The sequence below is a fragment of the Enterococcus pingfangensis genome, assembly GCF_005405205.1.
Lineage (GTDB): Bacteria > Bacillota > Bacilli > Lactobacillales > Enterococcaceae > Enterococcus_A > Enterococcus_A pingfangensis.
Genome location: NZ_BJDP01000019.1, coordinates 1 through 19,119, shown reverse-complemented (window position 1 = coordinate 19,119; position 19,119 = coordinate 1). Strand labels below are relative to the sequence as shown.

Annotated in this window: 16 protein-coding genes and 1 pseudogene; 12 read left to right on the top strand and 5 right to left on the bottom strand. The window is 39.1% G+C overall.

The features are described from left to right. Positions 1–206 precede the first annotated feature (206 nt). Positions 207–2,764 (top strand): annotated as a pseudogene (locus FFM63_RS09580) (HAD-IC family P-type ATPase). A gap of 9 nt (positions 2,765–2,773) precedes the next feature. On the opposite strand, the gene mafR reads toward FFM63_RS09580, so the two are convergent. Beyond that, complete coding sequence (gene mafR / locus FFM63_RS09575; RefSeq protein ID WP_137610066.1) at positions 2,774–4,222, bottom strand: global transcriptional activator MafR; 1,449 nt, start codon at positions 4,220–4,222, stop codon at positions 2,774–2,776. A 177-nt stretch (positions 4,223–4,399) separates the two neighbouring features. Between mafR and FFM63_RS09570 the strand changes: the two genes are divergently transcribed. From FFM63_RS09570 to FFM63_RS09555, 4 genes are all read left to right on the top strand, one after another. Then, positions 4,400–5,326 (top strand): aldo/keto reductase, encoded by a 927-nt coding sequence (locus FFM63_RS09570; protein ID WP_137610065.1) that lies wholly within the window; start codon positions 4,400–4,402, stop codon positions 5,324–5,326. Positions 5,327–6,097: 771 nt separating this feature from the next. Continuing rightward, on the top strand, positions 6,098–7,291 hold the full coding sequence (locus tag FFM63_RS09565) for a glycine C-acetyltransferase (RefSeq protein WP_137610064.1): 1,194 nt from the start codon (positions 6,098–6,100) through the stop codon (positions 7,289–7,291). A 40-nt stretch (positions 7,292–7,331) separates the two neighbouring features. Then, positions 7,332–8,333 carry an NAD-dependent epimerase/dehydratase family protein gene (locus tag FFM63_RS09560; protein WP_137610063.1) on the top strand — a complete coding sequence of 334 codons (1,002 nt, stop codon included), beginning with the start codon at positions 7,332–7,334 and terminating at the stop codon, positions 8,331–8,333. Positions 8,334–8,577: 244 nt separating this feature from the next. Beyond that, a complete protein-coding gene (locus FFM63_RS09555) occupies positions 8,578–9,927 on the top strand; it encodes an APC family permease (protein WP_137610062.1) in 1,350 nt (449 codons plus the stop codon). An 85-nt stretch (positions 9,928–10,012) separates the two neighbouring features. Here FFM63_RS09555 and FFM63_RS09550 read toward each other — a convergent pair whose 3' ends face one another. Both FFM63_RS09550 and FFM63_RS09545 read right to left on the bottom strand, forming a co-directional pair. After that, positions 10,013–10,447 carry an acyl-CoA thioesterase gene (locus tag FFM63_RS09550; RefSeq protein WP_137610061.1) on the bottom strand — a complete coding sequence of 145 codons (435 nt, stop codon included), beginning with the start codon at positions 10,445–10,447 and terminating at the stop codon, positions 10,013–10,015. A gap of 2 nt (positions 10,448–10,449) precedes the next feature. Continuing rightward, positions 10,450–11,289 carry an NAD(P)H-hydrate dehydratase gene (locus tag FFM63_RS09545; protein WP_137610060.1) on the bottom strand — a complete coding sequence of 280 codons (840 nt, stop codon included), beginning with the start codon at positions 11,287–11,289 and terminating at the stop codon, positions 10,450–10,452. A 192-nt stretch (positions 11,290–11,481) separates the two neighbouring features. Here FFM63_RS09545 and pepV point away from each other — a divergent pair, with 192 nt between their 5' ends. Next, positions 11,482–12,894, top strand: coding sequence for a dipeptidase PepV (gene pepV, locus FFM63_RS09540; RefSeq protein ID WP_137610059.1), 1,413 nt, complete (start codon positions 11,482–11,484; stop codon positions 12,892–12,894). Between the two features lie 123 nt (positions 12,895–13,017). Here pepV and FFM63_RS09535 read toward each other — a convergent pair whose 3' ends face one another. Next, the gene (locus tag FFM63_RS09535) at positions 13,018–13,353 is read right to left on the bottom strand and encodes a hypothetical protein (RefSeq protein ID WP_137610073.1); all 336 of its coding nucleotides are present in this window, start codon (positions 13,351–13,353) and stop codon (positions 13,018–13,020) included. A 159-nt stretch (positions 13,354–13,512) separates the two neighbouring features. On the opposite strand from FFM63_RS09535, the gene FFM63_RS09530 reads away from it, so the two are divergent. From FFM63_RS09530 to ytpR, 3 genes are all read left to right on the top strand, one after another. Continuing rightward, positions 13,513–13,869: a thioredoxin family protein gene (locus tag FFM63_RS09530; RefSeq protein ID WP_281276914.1), complete on the top strand. Its 357-nt coding sequence runs from the start codon at positions 13,513–13,515 to the stop codon at positions 13,867–13,869. Between the two features lie 9 nt (positions 13,870–13,878). After that, complete coding sequence (locus FFM63_RS09525; protein ID WP_137610057.1) at positions 13,879–14,334, top strand: universal stress protein; 456 nt, start codon at positions 13,879–13,881, stop codon at positions 14,332–14,334. Positions 14,335–14,546: 212 nt separating this feature from the next. Further along, positions 14,547–15,158 (top strand): YtpR family tRNA-binding protein, encoded by a 612-nt coding sequence (gene ytpR, locus FFM63_RS09520; protein ID WP_137610056.1) that lies wholly within the window; start codon positions 14,547–14,549, stop codon positions 15,156–15,158. 38 nt (positions 15,159–15,196) lie between these two features. On the opposite strand, the gene FFM63_RS09515 is transcribed toward ytpR, so the two are convergent. Continuing rightward, complete coding sequence (locus tag FFM63_RS09515; RefSeq protein ID WP_137610055.1) at positions 15,197–16,492, bottom strand: S1C family serine protease; 1,296 nt, start codon at positions 16,490–16,492, stop codon at positions 15,197–15,199. 340 nt (positions 16,493–16,832) lie between these two features. Between FFM63_RS09515 and rlmH the strand changes: the two genes are divergently transcribed. The 3 genes from rlmH to FFM63_RS09500 all read left to right on the top strand — a co-directional run bounded on the left by rlmH (position 16,833) and on the right by FFM63_RS09500 (position 19,053). Continuing rightward, positions 16,833–17,312 carry a 23S rRNA (pseudouridine(1915)-N(3))-methyltransferase RlmH gene (gene rlmH, locus FFM63_RS09510; RefSeq protein WP_137610054.1) on the top strand — a complete coding sequence of 160 codons (480 nt, stop codon included), beginning with the start codon at positions 16,833–16,835 and terminating at the stop codon, positions 17,310–17,312. Positions 17,313–17,576: 264 nt separating this feature from the next. Beyond that, entirely contained in the window at positions 17,577–18,596 is a 1,020-nt protein-coding gene (locus FFM63_RS09505) for a LacI family DNA-binding transcriptional regulator (protein WP_137610053.1), read from the top strand. Positions 18,597–18,816: 220 nt separating this feature from the next. After that, a complete protein-coding gene (locus FFM63_RS09500) occupies positions 18,817–19,053 on the top strand; it encodes a hypothetical protein (RefSeq protein WP_137610052.1) in 237 nt (78 codons plus the stop codon). Positions 19,054–19,119 lie beyond the last annotated feature (66 nt).

Genomic DNA, 19,119 nt, shown 5'->3' with positions numbered 1-19,119 from the left:
AGATTGTGTGTTTAAAACAGAACTGTTAAAAAAATAAAAAGTATATTATGTTATTTTTATGTGGTTTTTTCTTTACGTTCTATTCTTTTATAATATAACGTTTAGCAAGCACAATAATTTCTGTCTTCTATGAAATTATCGACCGCAAGTGCGGTGATTTCTCCGTATACTTAAAGTATCAAATGATTGATATGGGGGAACAACAGATGAAGTGGTATAAATTATCGATAGAAGATGTTTTGAATAAATTAGCCGCACAGACTACTGGGTTGACTAAACAGGAGCGAGAGATACGTTTAAAAAATAATGGGCCGAATAAAATCGAAGAAAAAGAACAAGTGAAATTATGGCGTAAAATCGCTAAACATTTTACGGATTTATTGATGATTGTCTTGATTCTTGCGGCTGTCTTGAAATTTGCGACGGGTGAGTGGGTCGAAGGTGGAATTATTTTCTTAGTTGTTATTGTCAATGGTCTGGTCGGGTACTGGCAAGAGCGCAAAGCGGAAGAATCTTTGGATGGATTGAAGCAGATGATGGGGCAAGAAGCAACAGTCTTGAATGAAGGACAGCCAATCAAACTAGACGCGGAAGAATTAGTTGAAGGCGATGTCGTACTTTTAAAAGCTGGTGATGTTATTCCAGCGGATCTGCGATTGATCGAAGTTCATGATCTAACGGTGGAAGAATCTATCTTGACTGGTGAATCTGAGGCAGTCGAAAAAATAGTGGCGTCGATCGAGCGAGAAGCATTAGCCGGTGATCAGCTGAACATGGCTTTTTCTGGAACGTTAGTACAAACGGGCTCAGCCCGCGGACTGGTCGTTGAGACTGGTGACGCGACTGAAATTGGAAAAATCAATCATGCGTTGCAGGTGATCCAAGCACAAGAGACGCCATTAGTTAAAAAAATGCATCAATTGAACAAACAAATTTTTAGAGGGATTTTAGCTTTGATTCTTTTCTTGCTATTTTTTACTAGTTTCAGATATGGAATGGATTGGAATTTGATGTTTTCTGCTAGTATCGCCTTGATCGTGGCGATGATTCCTGAGGGACTGCCCGCGCGGTCTTGACGATGATCCTTTCGATGGGGGTCAAAGAGATGGCTGATGAAAATGCGATCATCAAAGGAATGCCGGCAGTGGAAACATTGGGCTCAATGACGGTGATTTGTTCGGACAAGACGGGAACTCTTACAAAAAATGAAATGACTGTCCAAGCAGTCGTAACAGAAGAATTGCCGCTAGTCAAAGAGATTATGAACAATTGTCAGGAATTGAAAACGCGTGATGAGCAAAAAATTGAAACGATCCATGGCAATCCGACAGAGCTCGCATTGTTGAAATATATTGCGAAAGAAGAACAGCAGTTAAAACCAGTGGTGGCGAAAATTCCCTTCAGTTCTAGTTACAAATATATGGCGACGATGCACGCTGACGGTGAAGCGCAAGTAATCTTTGTTAAAGGAGCACCTGAAGTATTATTGAAAAAGGCAGCAGATTTAACCAATGAAGAAAAAGCAAATTGGGAGAAACAAGGATTGGACTTAGCTAGCAAAGGGCAGCGCGTACTGGGCTTTGGTTATAAACAAGTATCGTCAGCAGAGTTGACCCATGATTCATTGACGGGTCTTACGTTTGTCGGTTTAGCAGGGATCATTGATCCGCCAAAAGAAAGTGCCGTTCGAGCAGTTGAACAAGCGCAGCAAGCAGGAATTTCAGTCAAGATGATTACTGGCGATCATAAAGCGACGGCACAAGCGATCAGTGAACAGATTGGCTTAAAGCACACGTCGATAATTTTAGAGGGTACGGATATTGATGAGATGTCTGACGAGGAGCTAGCAGAAGCAGTTGGTGTAGTAGATGTCTATGCCCGTACGACCCCAGAACATAAATTAAGAATTGTAACGGCTCTGCAAAAACAAGAAGAAGTCGTGGGAATGACTGGCGACGGAGTGAACGACGCGCCGGCTTTAAAACAAGCGGACATTGGGATCGCGATGGGAATCAAAGGCAGCGAGGTAAGCAAACAAGCTGCAGATATGGTCTTAGCCGATGACAATTTTTATACTATTGTAAAAGCAGTGAAAGAAGGGCGCAGAATTTTTGATAATTTGCAAAAGACGATCAATTTCTTTTTACCAACGGCACTAGCACAAGGCTTGATCGTGATTTTAGCCATGTTGATGAATCAGCCGTTGCCGCTGACGCCAATCCAAATTTTATGGGTCAATATGGTAACAACGATCACTTTATCTTACGCAATTGGCTTTGAGCAAGCGAGTCGAGATACAATGACTCGTCCGCCGCGAGACACGAAGAGAGGGATTTTATCAGGTTACAGCTTCTTTAGAATCGTGTATGTTTCCTTATTGATCATGATCCCAGCCTACTTCTTGTCAATGCGTTTTGAAGGGTCAGCGCTACAGCAAACGATTCTTTTACAAAGTATTGTTTTAGGCCAGGCGGTTTATATGATCAATTGTCGTGAGACGTTTGATCCAGCGATCAATCGCCGCTTCTTCGAAAATAAATTCTTGTTCATTTCATTAGGGATTCTTTTCGTCCTTCAATTAGGCGTAGTTTTCTTGCCGCTAGGGCAACAGCTGATCGGCACAACGGCGTTAAATCTAGTTCAGCAATTGCTGATTTTAGGCAATGCCCTGTTGCTGTTTCTGATCGTAGAACTTGAGAAGCGGATCAGTAAAGAGATTTTCAAGCGAAAAGAAAAAACGGCTATCCGTTATCAAAACGACTAACCATTTTATTTAAAGATATGAATAAGAGGTGAGTTCAGTCAATTGATTGAGCTCATTTTTAGTCGGCGTGGTGGACAAATAGACTACCGGTACTGGGGCTGAGTCTAGCGGAAGATTTGAAAGAATCAGATCGCCGGTTTGGACGGCTAATGTTTTGAGTTGTGAAACCTCAAGCGGAACTAACCTGATTCGTTTGCCTAAAAGGTCAGCCAGTTCTTGCTGCAAGAAATTTTTCCAAGCAGGTTCACTTTGAAAAATAAAGAAGACAGTCCGTAAATGAGGACGGATCGAAAAAATTGCTTGTTGACTCAAAAGAGAAAAAAGATTCACGAAATAGGTAGTGTCCCCAATCATTGAAAATTGCGGCAAGTCATTAAAAAGTTTTGTACTTTCCTTAGTCAAAACAGTATATTCTTCGTTGCGTTGCAGTAAAATCTCTTGGTACTCCAGTTGAAATTGTTTAGACAAGGCAGGAGATTCTGCGTACTTTAATAGAAGAAGCAGTAAATTAGTTGCCAAATCTGTCTGAATCAATGCTTGCAACGACAGCTCATCAGCGATTTTTTGGACGGCATGTTGGGCTTTTTCACGTAAGAACGAATAATTTTCGTTTAAGATGTCTGATACTTGTTCTCCCAGCGGGCTGCTGTAATTCCAACTTTCTAAAAAGCAGAAAAAAGCAAAAAAGATCTCTTCATCTTGCAGATAGACGCCTTCTTTTTTGTATAAATTTTTTAAAAATGGCGTATAAAGCAAGAATAGCGGATCATCTGATGCAAAAGTAAAGTCTTCGATCGAACAGCCGGCTTTGATCCGAATGCTGTTGATGAAAAACCAGCAAATACCAAAAATCTGTTCTGTATCAACAGTGGATTCTTCCGGCAGTTCTTTGGTCAAAAATTGCAAGTAATGCTCCTCGTGGATCGAATAATCCGCAAAGAAATAATTATTGTGGGTGAACGGGAGCAATAGTCGATGATAAAAAATTCGAATGGCACTTTCTTCACCAGCTAAAATTGCTCGCGCGGGTGTTAAGTGGATCTTAATATTAAACGCGGCCAATTGTTGATTGATTTTCGTTTTCTGTCGTTTGAGTGTTTCGTACGAGACGCCGATCTCAGCCAAAAAGCGCGGGACATTCAATTCTTTAGTGAAAAATAATTGCTTGATCAGCTGCAGGCTAGCAGAATGCGGCAAAAAAGCTTCCCAAAGATCATTGGTTAGTGAATTTTTTTGTGCAAGCAGGCGGATGCCGCCTTTGTCCGCAGCTAATTCCCAATTTTCTGGCAAGTAGCTGCGGATCAATTGCAGATCAGAAAAGATCGTTCGTTCGGTCGTTCCAATTTTTCCCGCCAGTTCTTTAGCGGTCAGCTGGGAATGATGCAACAAGTGTTCCAATAGTAAAATTTGCCGGTAAATGTCTTTTTCGGTAATGATTTTTTTTAGCATCGAGTACATCCGAAACGCCCCTTTCAAAATTAAGCATACGGAGAAAAATGAGGCGGGTCAAGTAGCAGCTGTTCAAACGATCGATCAGAAAATGTTCCTCTGAGTGCGGGGGATTTTTTTTATGACCAAATTAGTCTATACTTCTAATAGTAAGAAAAAAATATTTTTTCAGAAGGGATGAACAGAATGTTACAACGAAAAATCGGTAATAGCTACTGGGAATCTTCAGCGATTGCTTTAGGGATTATGCGAATGTCAGCGCTGACTGCAACGAAAGCGGCGGAAGTTTTAGAGACAGCTTTAGAAAGTGAAATTAATTTTATTGATTCAGCAGATATGTACGGCGATGGAAAATCGGAATTGATTTTTGGTGCAGCTCTGAAAGAAGCCAAAATCTCCCGCGACAAATTTTTCATCCAATCAAAAGGCGGTATCGTAACAGGTGCTGATAAACGATATGATTATTCAAAACAACATCTGTTGGATTCAGTCGATGGTATTTTGGAACGGATGGGCATTGAGTATTTGGATAGTTTCTTATTGCATCGCCCAGATCCGTTGATGGAACCAGAAGAAATCGCAGAAGCATTCGATAGTTTACAAGTCAGCGGAAAAGTGCGTCACTTTGGTGTATCTAACTTTAATCCGGAACAATTTCAATTGTTGCAAGCACACGTCGATCAAAAATTATTGATCAATCAATTGCAATTTTCAATCATGCATACTGGTATGATCGATTACGGGATGCACACAAATATGACGGATACACGTTCTTTCGACCATGACGGTGGTGTATTAGAATTTTCTCGACGCAAAGGTGTGACGATCCAAGCATGGTCGCCATTCCAATACGGCTTTTTCGAAGGGGTGTTTGTCGACAATGACAAGTTCCCAGAATTGAATGAACAATTAGAAAAATTGGCAAAGAAATACGATACCAATAAAAACGCGATCGCAACTGGTTGGATCTTACGCCATCCGGCTAATATGCAAGTGATCTTAGGTACGATGAATCCAACTCGGATCAAAGAAAGTGCAGCAGGCGCAGCAGTAACATTAACAAAACAAGAATGGTATGACGTCTACTTTGCAGCAGGAAATGATCTACCATAAGGATTGAAGAGGTTGTGACAAAATTTTTGTCACAACTTTTTTTCTGAATAAATGGTTCTACAGCTTCCGTGGGAAATATGCCGAAATTGCTAGAAGCTGCCACTGCTGTTACAACCTCATTTTTCTAGAATTAAATAAAAAGAATCAATCGGTGAATCGATTTTCGTAACGGCTGCTGCAGAAATGGACGAAAGGGACCACTTTATCGGCGTGATCAGTCAATTTTTTCGGAGAACTTAGCCTAATTCCAGTGAAAAGGAGGCGAAAAAAACAATAAACAGAATTTATATGAAAAATAAAAAACGTTTTATTTGAATTTGATTAGAAGAGGAGACGTCGCTAAAAGACATCTCCTTTTTTCTTTTACATAAAAATATTTTTATTTTTGTGATAAAAATACGGTTAAGTGTTAGTGATGATTTAAATGGTATACCAGCTTTTTCTGCGATAAATCATTTGTTTTAAAGTGATAAACGCTTTGATTGTGAATATAAAAACTTATATTCTGACGGAATCGACGGATTAAAAAAATGGTTGATTTTTAGATCGGACAGAACTTTTGCAGCTATTAAATAAAACAAATTAGAAACTCTCTAACTTTTATGATAATTCAAAGAATTGTCAAGATATAAAGTTGTAAACGTTATCAACTGCCGATAAACTAAGTATGTAATTTAAGAAAGCGCAAACAAATATCTAGGCTGTTTATTTTTTAAAAGTTTATAAATAACAACTTTAATTGCGCAATAAATAGTATGGAGGAGAATAGTTATGAGTTCAAAAGTTCTTGACCAATTTCTAGAAACGAACTTGGAAGATCTAAAAGAAAAAGGATTGTTTAGTACAATTGATGTTTTAGAAGGAAGCAATGGTGCAATCATTACTGTTAAAGGAAAGAAAATGATCAACTTAGCTTCTAACAACTATCTAGGATTTGCGACTCGACCTGAATTGATCGAAGCAGACGTAGAAGCAACAAAACATTATGGTGCTGGTGCCGGTGCTGTTCGGACAATCAACGGAACTTTAGACATTCACCAAAAATTAGAAGAAAAAATTGCTGAATTCAAAGGAACAGAAGCAGCAATCGCTTTCCAATCTGGCTTCAACTGTAACATGGGTGCAATCTCAGCAGTCATGAAAAAAGGCGATGCGATCCTTTCTGACGAATTGAACCACGCATCAATTATTGATGGCAGTCGTCTATCAGGCGCTAAAATCATCCGCGTAAAACACCAAGACATGGAAGATTTAGAAGCAAAAGCAAAAGCTGCAACTGAAAGCGGCGAATACAATAAAGTAATGTACATCACTGACGGTGTCTTTTCAATGGACGGCGACGTTGCTAAAATTCCTGAAATCGTAGAAATCTGTGAAAAATACAATGTCATCACTTACGTTGACGATGCTCATGGAACTGGCGTAATGGGTGAAGGCCGCGGAACAGTTAAACATTTCGGCATGCAAGATCATATTGATTTCCAAATGGGGACATTATCAAAAGGTATCGGCGTTGTCGGCGGATATGTTGCCGGAACAAAACAATTGATCACTTGGTTAAAATCACAAGCGCGTCCATTCTTATTCTCAACTTCATTAACACCAGGAGCTTCAGGCGCTTGTATCAAGGCAATCGAATTGATTGAAGAACATCCTGAATATGTAGAAACACTTTGGGAAAATGCTAATTACTTCAAAGCAGAATTAAAACGTATCGGCTATGACATCGGCCATGCAGAAACACCAATCACACCAGTAATCGTTGGTGATGAAAGATTAGCTCAAGAATTCTCTAAAAAATTATTAGAAAACGGCGTTTATGTAAAACCAATCGTGTTCCCAACAGTACCACTAGGAACTGGCCGTGTACGTAACATGCCAAATGCGGGTCATACAAAAGAAATGTTGGATGACGCAATCAAAGTTTACGAAAAAGTCGGTAAAGAATTAGGAATCATCAAATAAAAAAAACAAACGAAAGATAATTAGGGAGGAAATCACACTTATGAAAAAAGTATTGATCACAGGCGCATTAGGACAAATCGGTTCAGAATTAACTGAAAGACTACGCAAAGATCTAGGTGTTGAAAATGTTATCTCAACGGATATTCGTACAATTGAAGGCAGCCCAGTTGTTGAAGGCGGACAATTTGAAGAATTAGACGTAACAGATCACGATAGTTTCTTAGACATGGCAAAACGCTATGAAGTCGATACAATTATTCACTTAGCTGCATTGCTTTCAGCTACTGCTGAAAAACGTCCAGCATTTGCTTGGAATCTAAATATGACTGGCTTGATGAATGCATTAGAAGTTGCTCGTGAAATCGGACCAGAAACAAAATTCTTCGCTCCATCATCTATCGCAGCTTACGGCCCAGATGCTGAACCAGATAACACACCGCAAGACACAGTAATGCATCCAACTACTATGTACGGTGTAACAAAAGTTGCCGGCGAATTGTTGGAAAACTACTATCATTCAAAATATGGTGTAGATACTCGTTCCGTACGTTTCCCAGGCTTGATCTCATACAAAGTAGAACCTGGCGGCGGAACAACAGACTACGCTGTAGATATTTATTATGAAGCATTGAAAAACAAATCTTACACATCATTTATCGATAAAGGCACGAACATGGACATGATGTACATGGACGATGCAATCGAAGGAATCGTGAAATTAATGAATGCGGATGCAAGCCGTTTGGAACACCGCAATTCATTCAATATTACAGCAATGTCCTTTGAACCAGAAGAAATTGCAGCATCAATCCGTCGTCGGATCCCTGAATTTGAATTGAACTATGATGTAGATCCAGTTCGTCAAGGTATCGCAAATTCTTGGCCAAATTCAATCGATGACAGCGATGCACGTAAAGAATGGGACTTCAGCCCAAGCTTCGATTTAGATAAGATGACTGATGAAATGTTAGAAAAATTATCAGCGAAATTTAAAGCTGAAGGTGTCGAAACAAAAGTATCTTTTGACAGTGTAAATTCTTAAGATAGTTGGTCTTTCTTAATAAAACATGAAGGGTAAATGAGAAAAAAGGGAATGTTTAAAATAACGTTTCCCTTTTTCTTTCCCCATGTTAAAATAATATCTGGGCAAGTAAAAAAGTTATTAAATACTTGGTATAACGCAATTTTTTATTCTGTTTCTTTTATCTAATAACTTTATCTATTTGTTTTAAAAATCAAGTTAAGAAGTGAACAAGCAGTCGCTTCGAAATTAAGGAGGAAAAATTATGTCAGACAACCAACAAGATGTCGTTGGTTCACACGAAGGTGAATTGAAACGGACGATGACGTTCTTCCCGGCTCTTTCAACGGTAATGGGTACCGTAATCGGAGCGGGAGTATTCTTTAAAGCAGCCAGTGTTGCTACGGTAACAGGATCAACTAGTTTACATATGTTATCTTGGTTTCTAGGAGGCTTGATCAGTGTCTGTGCCGGCTTAACGGGTGCAGAATTAGCAGCAGCTATTCCAGAAACTGGTGGGATGTTGCGTTATATCGAACGTGCCTATGGAGAGTTTTGGAGTTTCTTACTAGGCTGGGCACAAGTTATTATTTATTTCCCAGCAAACGTAGCAGCCTTAGCAATTATCTTTGCTACTCAGTTCATCAACTTGTTTGATATGAGCCAATCACTATTAGTACCAATTGCCATTATTGCAGCTACATCTATTATGTTGATCAACTTCCTAGGCTCAAAAGCCGGCGGGATGTTCCAATCAATCACCTTAGTTTGTAAGTTGGTTCCTTTAGCATTGATCGTTATCTTCGGCTTATTGCGTCAAGGCGATGTATCAGTCAGCTTGTTCCCTGTTGAAGCAGGCGCAAATGTTGGCGGCTTCGCTCCAGCGCTAGGTGCAGGACTATTAGCAACAATGTTTGCTTATGATGGCTGGATTCACGTCGGAAACATCGCCGGCGAATTAAAGAACCCAGCGCGTGACTTGCCTCGTGCCATTGCTGGCGGGATCTTAGGAATCATGGTCGTTTACTTATTAGTTCAATTCGCTTTCCTACGTACAATGGATATCTCTGTTTTAGCAGGAAATGAAAATGCAGCGATGGAAGTAGCGAAAACTATTTTCGGCGGCATCGGCGGCAGATTAGTAACGATCGGTATTTTGATTTCAGTATACGGAACAATCAACGGATATACGATGACCGGAATGCGTCTTCCTTACACAATGGGTCTTGAAAAACAATTACCATTCTCAGACAAATTAGTAAAATTAAATAAAAACCAAGTTCCTTACGTTGCTGGTATCTTAGAATTAGTAATCGCGATTGTTTTAATGATGGCTGGCGGATTTGATATGTTAACTGACATGTTGATTTTCGTTATCTGGATTTTCTACACATTAGTATTTATCGCGGTAATCAAATTAAGAAAAACAGAACCAGATTTGGTTCGTCCTTACAAAGTACCGCTTTACCCAATCATTCCAATTATCGCAATCATTGGTGGCATATTTATCTTGATCATGACATTAGTCAACCAATTCCAATTAGCGATGGTCGGTATCTTGATCACAGCGTTAGGGATTCCTTTCTACTTGTACATGAAGAGAAAATATAAATAAAAAGTTAAAGCCAGTAGCTTGTGCCGCTGGCTTTTTTTAATCATAACTTTGTCATAAAAAAAAGCCGCTAGCAATTTGCCGCGGCTTAATTTATTTCTTTGGTCGTTTCATAATAGTCTAAAAATAATTGATGAAGCTCAGGATGTGTTTTGCGCAACTGAACTAAACGATTAGACTCAGAAGACATGAAGCAATGCTGACTCCTTCCCGTCGTCACCAATTTTTCACTGTTATAGATATGATAGTCAAAGTCTAAGCGTGTACCGGTGTATTTGGTGACGGTTGGCCGGATCAAAACTTCATCGCCGAAACGGACCATTTCTTTGTAGTTACAACTAACACCGAGGACTGGGATCATGATTCCATCAGCTTCAATCTTTTCAAAAGGATAATCCATAAATGTCAGCACATCGACACGAGCTTCTTCAAACCAGCGAATATAATTTGAATGATGGATGATTCCCATCTTGTCTGTTTCATAGTAAAAAGGTTTGCGCAAATAGCCGGGATAGTTTTCCATAATCATTTCCTTTCGCTCGCGTATTTTTTCAGATAGCGGGGCAATGCTTCGCTGATTGAAGTGGGGAGGACCACATAATTTGTTTTTGCTAAATCATCGCCAATCAAGCTGTGCAGATAGACTGCTGCTGCAAGTGTGTCGCTCTTTTTTTCAAACTGAGCCAAAAAACCAGTGATCATTCCAGCCAAAGTATCCCCCATACCGCCGGTCGCCATCCCTGGATTACCTAAGGGATTTTGACAGTAAGCGGCGGCTTGATCATAGATCGTTGTGCGATGACTTTTTAATACGATCTTAGCACCTAGGCGCGCCTGTTGCTCACGATTAGTTTCTTCATTCTGTTCGTTGATTGGCAGACCGCTCAGCCGTGCCCATTCAGCTTGATGCGGAGTGAAAACAGTTTGCTCAGGGAAATTCAATGCTAATTGGTATTCACTAAAAAGCGAAATTGCCGAGCCGTCGATCACCAGCCATTGCTGTGCTTGTTGATTTTTTAATACTTTTTGTAAAAGCTTTAATGCGGTTTGATCTAAACCAAGACCTGGACCGATCAAAATGACAGCCGCTGTTTTTAAGACAGAATCAATCAATGCGGTCTCTTCAAAAGTTACCGCCATCGCCTCTGGCAAACGAGCATGGAGGGGACTGTGATTTTTTGCCGCTGTGATCACCGTTGTAAGTCCTGCGCCGCTTTTAATACAGGCTTCTGCACTCATGATGATCGCACCGCCGTATTGCGAGTTGCCGCCGATCAGAACAGCTCGGCCAAAGGTTCCTTTGTGAGAGATCTCTGGTCGTTTTGTAATCACTTTAGATAGAATCTTTTCGCTTAATCGGATCATTTCATCACTTACTTTCATTCGGTTGATTTTTTTTAAGCGGTTCTATGAAAAATAATGGGACAAAATTCGTTATGAGTTTATTATAAGGGAAAAATAGTGTCTATCCCAGTATTTCTTAAAGAGTTATCATTGTTATTCTATTGGATAGAGTGCTATCATTATAGTGGTTTTAATTAAAGGAGGAATCTTTCAATGACAATCGATTTTAAAAAAGAAGTCGACGCACGTAAAGAGGATCTATTAGCTGATCTATTCACCTTATTACGGATCAAAAGTGAACGTGAAGACGACAAAGCAACGAAAGAAGCACCATTCGGACCTGGACCGGTCGAAGCATTAGAAAAAATGCTTGAGATCGCAGAACGCGATGGCTTCAAAACAAAAAATGTCGACAACTATGCCGGTCATTTTGATTACGGTGACGGAGATGAAACATTAGGAATTTTTGGACACTTAGATGTCGTACCTGCTGGCGACGGTTGGGATTCAGATCCTTACGAACCAGAAGTTCGCGATGGAAAATTATACGCTCGTGGATCAAGCGATGATAAAGGCCCATCAGTTGCGGCTTATTATGCAGTTAAAATCATCAAAGAATTAGGTTTGCCAGTTTCTAAAAAAATCCGTTTTGTCTTCGGTACTGATGAAGAAAGCGGCTGGGGAGACATGGACTATTACTTTGAACATGAAGAAAAACCTGACTTTGGTTTCTCACCAGATGCATATTTCCCAATCATCAATGGTGAAAAAGGGAATGTGACCATGATCCCTCATTTTGACGGAACAAACGGAACTACGTATGTTTTAGTAAGTTTCGAAGCGGGTCTGCGTGAAAATATGGTTCCAGGCAATGCCGTTGCAGAAGTAACAATTACGGATGCAGCAGCAGCTGAAAAATTTGCGGCAGATTTTGCGAACTACATTGAAAGCAATCCAGTTAGCGGGAAAGCGGAAGTGTCTGGTTCAACTGTTACTTTACATTTAGACGGAAAAGCAGCTCACGGTGCCAGCCCTCAATTAGGGACAAACGCCGGAACTTTCTTAGCTGTTTTCTTAAACAATTATGACTTTGACAAAGGTGCAAAAGCCTTTATCGAAAACAGTGCAAAATATATCCATGAAGATGTTTATGGTAAAAAATTAGGCGTTGATTTCGATAACGAAAAAATGGGCGAATTAACAATGAACGCCGGCATCTTCAGCTTCAAAGAAGGTCAAGATAATGACAACCGGATTACGTTGAATTTCCGTTACCCTAAAGGGACATCAGCTGAAGAAATCAAAGCAAAACTTGATGAATTATTCGGTTCAGATGTGAATGTGACTCAAGGCGGACATCACATGCTGCCTCACTACGTACCAGCAGATGATCCATTAGTTGCTACTTTGTTGGATACATTTGAAGAACACACAGGGATTAAAGGCGAAGAAAAAGTGATCGGCGGCGGAACATTCGGTCGTTTACTAGAACGCGGTGTTGCATACGGCGCACAATTCCCTGGCTTTGAAGATACGATGCATCAAGCCAATGAATATATGTCTGTTGAAGATATCTTAAACTCTGCAGTCATCTATGCTGATGCGATCTATCGTTTAGTAAAATAAGTTTGATTAGATTAAAAGGTTCAGTGGAAAACAAATTGAATCCTAAATTGTGTTAGACATACTAATGGGGTGTGACAAGATTTTTGTCACACCCCATTTTTTTGCTAAAAAATCATAAATCAATCAGCCAGCGATCATTCGATCAATACTTAAAACGGCACCGGTCTTAGCGTCTGCTTTAAATTCATACGCCACTAAATGATCATCTTCTGTACGGGTGATCCCACCAGAAAGGATATCCATCGTGATAGCAAATTTTTGCATCCGTTCAGTATCAAAAGAGATCCATGAACCTTCGATCGGGCCTTCTTTCAAAAAATCAGCTTTGATTTGATCTAAAACTTTATCGGGAGACATTTTTTGTTTCTTTTTGTAATAATGATGTGCAGCGATACCGGCAACTAATCCAACCGACGAGCCGATAGCGAGACCTTGGACAAATTTTTTGGCTTTCTCCATCATACAAACCTCCTTGTTCTTTTACTAACTTTCTCAAAAGATAAAGTGAAATCAGCAATTGTCACTTTCATTTCGTACTCATCTTATTTTAACATAAATCCGCTCGAAGACTGGTAAGAAAGACGATGAGTGACCTTCTTTCTCAAAAAAGATTGAAAAGTGTATAATCAAGATAGTAAAAGAAAAGGTCGTGACGAAATGATTATCCCTAAAAGTATTGAAGAGTTAGCTAGTTATGCCGAAAAAGGAAAGAATGTTTTCTTCTTTACCGCGGGCTGGTGTGGTGATTGCAACTTTATCAAGCCGCAGATGCCGGAGATCGAAGCAGAATTCCCGCAGTTCCAATTTATTCAAGTCGATCGCGATGAGTATATCGATGTAGCGGCCGAGTGGAATATTTTTGGAATCCCTAGTTTTGTCGTAGTGAACGACGGGGAAGAATTAGGTCGTTTAGTCAATAAAAATCGTAAAACAAAAAATGAGATCGCTGAATTTTTGCAACGAGTAGAAGGGTAGGAAAGTGTTATGTTCACACAATCATATCAAAACATCTTAGTAGGAATCGATGGCAGCGACCAAGCAATGGAAGCTTTCAAAAAGGCTCTAGCTGTCGCTAAACGAAATCAAGGAACGGTATATGTAGCCAATGTGATCGATCATCAAATCTATACGTTCATGAGCTACTCACCGTTAAATCAGAACATCATGGATCAGCTGGCCGCTGATGCGAAAGATTTGATCAACGAATGCAAAGATTTTGGCGCTGAATTTGGTTATAACAAAATTGAAGGCATCATTGCCTATGGATCGGCGAAAGAAGCGATGGCAAAAACATTGCCAGAAAAATACGACATTGATTTGATCATGGTCGGACAATCTGGTCTGAATGCTGTGGAACGATTTATGACGGGCAGCGTAGCTAGTTACGTTATCAAAGAAGCATTGTGCGATGTCTTGATCGTTCATCCAAGTGCTGAATAAAAGCTGGCTTGTCCAGCTTTTTATTTGGAGAAAAAGAGAATAACTACCAGCAAAGATTTTTGGTGGTCCATAAAATTGTGTATACAAATAGTATTGATTGAATCATTTGTACAATGAGCACTCATTTACTAAGCTGGAAATGAAAAAAAACTCATGCAAAAGTCCTGCTAGATTTGTTAAGATACGAGAGGACTATGACTGGAGGTAGAACCGTGATTTTTGCGTATAATAAACAAAATGTTGGCGACACGTTGATGGTGATCGTCAAAAATGATGAAAACAAAGATAATGCTATCGAGAAAAAAGGGGACGTTGCCCGCATTCAAACGACGGATGGGACAACAGTAGCCTGGAACTTTTTTGATGTTTCAAACTATTTGACGATTCATGGCAATGGGCAAGTAGAATTGGCTGAAAAAGAAATCGAAATCTTAAATGAACAGTTGAAGCTAGCTGGTTTTGAAGAACGTTTGGCAACAGATCTTTCGCCAAAATTTGTAGTGGGTTATGTGAAGACTTGTGTCCCACATCCCGATTCAGACCACTTGCATATTACTGAAACAGAGATCGACGGCGGTAAGACCTTGCAAATCGTTTGCGGTGCGCCGAATATTGCGGCAGGACAAAAAGTTGTCGTCGCAAAACCAGGTGCGATGATGCCGGATGGTCAAATGATTTGGCCAGGAAACTTGCGCGGTGTTGATAGTTTTGGAATGATTTGTTCAGCTAAAGAACTCCATCTGCCGAATGCGCCAGAGAAAAAAGGAATCTTAGTTCTAGCTGAAGATGCTAAGATCGGTGAAAAATTTGAAATAGGCAAATAAAAAATTCCGTTGAGTCAGCTCAACGGAATTTTTTTTGTTTAATTGTTACTTTGTTGCTCGGTATTAGATTGCAGTGAAGTTGTATCAGTACTCAATTTAATTGAAACAGTCTCTTTCTTATCTTGACGATAGTAAGTAATTTTTACAGTATCGCCAACTTGGTATTTGTACAACGCCGATTGCAGTTCGACGCCAGTTGAAACTTCGGTATCACCAATCTTAGTGATCACATCATATTTTTTCAAACCGGCTTGATCTGCGGGTGTAGAAGATTGAACTTCTGCGATTACAACGCCATTCGTAACAGAGCTTGGTACTTTAACGATTTCACTCAATTGTTCTGTTGATAAATCAGATAGGTTGACCATTGAGATACCAAGCGCAGGTCGAATCACTTTGCCGTCTTTTTCCAGTTGGTTGATGACATTGACCACATCGTTACTTGGAATGGCAAAACCAATTCCTTCAACACTGACATTTGATTCCGTTTGGACGATCTTGCTAGAGTTGATTCCGACTACTTGACCGGCCATGTTTACTAACGGTCCGCCAGAGTTGCCGGGATTGATCGCAGCATCCGTTTGGATCGCGTTGATGTTGACCGTTTGTCCGTCTTCATTTTGATTGACGACTTGACGGTTCAAGGAAGAAATGATCCCTGATGTAACTGAGTTTGCATATTGAGAACCAAGAGGAGAACCTAAAGCAATTGCTGGTTCGCCTACTTTTAGATTGCTAGAATCACCAAAAGTAGCTGCTGTGATATCTGCCACTTTATCTGATTCAACTTTCAAAACAGCTAAGTCAGTATACGCATCTGTTCCAATCAAAGTCGCTTTGACTTTCGAACCATCTTTCAATAGAACTTCAAGGCCATCTTGGCTTTCCACCACATGATTGTTCGTTACGATATAGGCAGTCTTGTCTTCTACTTTATAGATGACACCAGAACCTTCCGACGCTTCTTCTAGCTGATCATCGGAACTTTCTGATTGCTCTTCACTGCTGCCGAAAATATCAGAAAAGCCGCTGAGGCCGCTTTCCGATTGCTGAGTTTGTAAGTTGATGACCGAAACGACCGCATCTTGTACCTTGCTGGTAGCGTCAGTAACATCAGAATTAACATCTACTTTCATATTGCTGACAGTTGTATTACCAGCACTTGGCGAGCCGCTGGTGCTTTGAGAATTTGGACTAAGCAATGAGCCGTTTGCCACATAGAAAATCCCAATCGTAAAAACAGCGCCGAGTATGCCACCTAACAAACTAATCCCAAATCGTCTAAAAAAACCCGCTGATTTCTTTGGCGTGGGTGTAATATCTTTTCTTATCATATTTTTCCTCCACCTCTACTATAATTTAAGTTATATTGAGTATAGTATTTTTCTGTAAGTTAAGTCTACTACACCGATTTGACTTTTTTATGAAAAAATTTTGTAGGAAAATATAGAGAAATTAAGAAAAATCGTTTTCCACAAGAACGGTGGAAAACTAAGGAAAAAGATTGTTGATTAATTAAATTATGTTATCCACATAATTGTGGATAATAGGGATAACTCAGTGGAAAACATATGTTTGTATTATAAACAGCCTTAAAAAAGGCTAAAAAGATCTTGAATCTGGGGATAACCCTGTGACTAGTGTGTATAACTCAGTGGAAAAAGGTGGAACAATATGAATATCAAAATTATTTCTGTGGGAAAATTAAAAGAAAAGTACCTCGTCCAAGGAATTTCAGAATATACTAAACGCTTATCAAAGTATTGCAAGATCACGTTAATCGAAGTAGCAGATGAAAAAGCGCCAGAAAAACTCAGCGACGCCGAGATGATCCAAGTCAAAACAAAAGAAGGCGAACGAATCCTCGCTAAAATCAAAGAACAAGAATACGTCCTCGCATTGGCAATCAATGGCGAGAATCCCAGCAGTGAAGCTTTCGCAGCTACATTAGACAAACTCCAAACCAGCGGAAAAAGCCAATTCGTTTTCGTCATCGGCGGCTCATTAGGCTTGAGCGATCAAGTCCTAAAACGTAGCAACGCACAAATCTCATTTGGAAAAATGACCTACCCGCACCAACTAATGCGCCTGATTCTAATAGAACAAATCTATCGAACATTCCGAATCAATGCGGGAGAACCATATCATAAATAATGATATTTTTGAAATTTTAGTTGATAGGACAGGAATTCTAAAAGGATGTTTGCTGGAAAATTGTAGGGTGTGATACGGGGGGGGGGGGTTGATCCAAAATTATAATTTAAATAACTTTAATGATTTCTAATAGAATCAGGTTAAAAAATTAACTCAGATAAAAGCTTTGCAGTTTTAATTTTTTTGTATACACTGAAAGTATCGATTGTGGCAATTTCTAAAGAGCTAAATTTTTGATATAAGTGATTAATGGGAGATGAATAAATGGCAACAATTAAGGATTTGGCTAAACGACTAAACGTTAGCTATTCAACTGTTTCGAAATCTTTGAATAATGATCCCAATGTATCTGAAAAAACAAGATTACGAGTTTTAGCAGAAGCAGAAAAAATTGGTTTTGTCTTCAATGCGAATGCTCGTGGATTAGCTAAACAAAAAACACAACGGATTGGGATTTTAGTAGCAAATCAGTTCAATACAAAGGATTATCAATGGTTTTTTGGAAATATTCAGAGTATTTCCACTAAGGCGGTTGAGGAGTCAGGTTACGATTTTTTTATCCAGCCTCATAATACAATTCATGGTGAAAGTAATATTTTTCGGATGGTAAATGGAAAAACGGTTGATGGAATTATAATATTTTCTCGTACCGTTACTCGCGAAGAGTATGATTTTTTAGCAGAAAAAAAGTTTCCTCATGTTTATTGTTATTACAATCCAACTTTTATGAATGAGCGTGATCTAAATTTGTTTTTAGATGATGATGAATATGGTGGGTACATTGCAACGAAGCACTTGATTGAATACGGTCATCGGCAAATTTTAGCTATCAAAGCTGAGGACCCTGCGATGAAGATGTATACAGCGAGAACGGAAGGCTATCTACGGGCTACTCGTGAAGTAGGAATTACACCAACCATTGTTGAAATTCCAATGACATTTTCAGCAGCTAGACAGTTAGTCCAAGAACGATTAAATTTTTTGAGAAATTTTACAGCCTTTTTTGTAGAGCAAGATAAAGTCGCTATTTCGATGATTAATGAGTTTTCAAAATATGGACTGAGTTTAGGGCGAGATTATGGTATGATTGGTTATAATAATATGGACCTAATTGAGGACTTGGCAATTCCACTGACTTCGGTAGAAGATCCGATGGATAAAGTCATAAACAGTGGGGTTACAGCTTTAGTTTCGATAATTGAAAAAAAATCAGAAGATTGTACTCGACTATTCTATCCAAAGTTAATTGAACGTGGTTCTGTTTTAAAAATTGAAAATCCTTAATATAAGAAACAGCAATTCTCCTTGATGAATAGTCTGCTGTTTTTTATCACTATAATATTTTACAACGTTGTAAAATATTATAGTGATAAAGTGAGCAATAAAAAGAAATGTACTTATAGCAGTGTTTTATTAAAGCTGTTTTTTTACTAAAAAAGCCTTTACATTTACAACGTTGTAAATTATGATGTTTTTGTATTAAATATTAAGGAGTGAGTGATTAATGGCAGAAAAAACACAAAAAAGTACAAACTCAACAACAGAAAATGCAAGCGCTGTATCTGAAAAGGAGGAAACTAGTAAAAAAACAAAATATCCTAAAAATACAGACTTAGTTTTTTATGGAGATCGTGACCAAGTAACCCCACTAGATCATTGGGATTACAATGATTATTTAGTTCAATCTGTGAAAAAGCAGGATCTACCAGGTTTTGATGAAGATTACAATGATTGGTGTTAGTATCAAATCTTAGACAACTTTTCGTAGAGACAGAAATAAATTAAACTTATCTACGAGAGGATGGAT